Annotated in this window: 1 protein-coding gene; it reads left to right on the top strand. The window is 59.4% G+C overall.

Annotation, left to right across the window (positions count from 1 at the left end; translation table 11 throughout):
- On the top strand, nt 1-860 hold an 860-nt coding region (gene mobV / locus GHO03_RS24600), incomplete at both ends, for a MobV family relaxase (RefSeq protein WP_153400698.1).

Raw genomic sequence — 860 nt, forward strand, 5'->3', positions numbered from 1 at the left:
GTAGCGGCCTCGATGCAGCATTGCTACCGCGAACGCGAGACGCACAATGCTGACCAGGAGCGCACACCCGACAATCAGCACCTGGTCGCGAAAAGCACTGATGAGGCGATGGGCAAACTGCGGGCTTTGCTGCCGGAGAAACGGCGCAAGGACGCGGTTCTGGCCGTCGAATACGTGATGACGGCCAGCCCTGAATGGTTCGCCAAAGCGACACCAGAACAGGAAAAGGAGTTCTTTCAGCGCTCCCTGCAATGGCTGGCCGACAAGTACGGCGCCGATCGGATTGTTACGGCCAGCATCCACAGGGACGAGGCCACACCGCATCTGTCTGCTTTCGTGGTGCCGCTGACGCAGGACAAGCGCCTGAGCGCCAAGGAATTCATCGGCAGTCGGGACAAGATGCGTGCCGACCAGACCAGCTACGCCAGCTGTGTCGCTGATTTGGGGCTGGAGCGCGGGATCGAGGGCAGTAAGGCCACCCATCAGACGATCCAGCAGCACTACGCCGCCGTAGAGCGTGGCGTGAAGCCTTTGGCGGTGATTACACCGAAGGCCGTAGAGCCGCGGGTACTGCGCAAAGGGCTGTTTTCAAGCGATGTCGAGACGCCAGAGGTGGTGGCCGAGCGACTGACCAAAGCAGTCAACGATGGATTCGCAGGGACTATCGCCGTAGCCGCTACAGCGCTTCAGGAGCGACGTAGAGCGAAAGAGATGCAGGATACGGCTCAGGACCTGAGAAACCGCCTAGAGTCGCTCCAGGGGCCTTTCAAGGGCCTTACCAAAGATCAGGTTAAGGAGGTGCTCAAGGTGGCCATGACTTTCCAGATGGAAAACAAAAAGGCTAAGGAGCAGAGCAAAGT

Origin of the sequence: Pseudomonas sp. FSL R10-1339 (assembly GCF_009600545.1) — a bacterium.
GTDB lineage: Bacteria > Pseudomonadota > Gammaproteobacteria > Pseudomonadales > Pseudomonadaceae > Aquipseudomonas > Aquipseudomonas bubulae.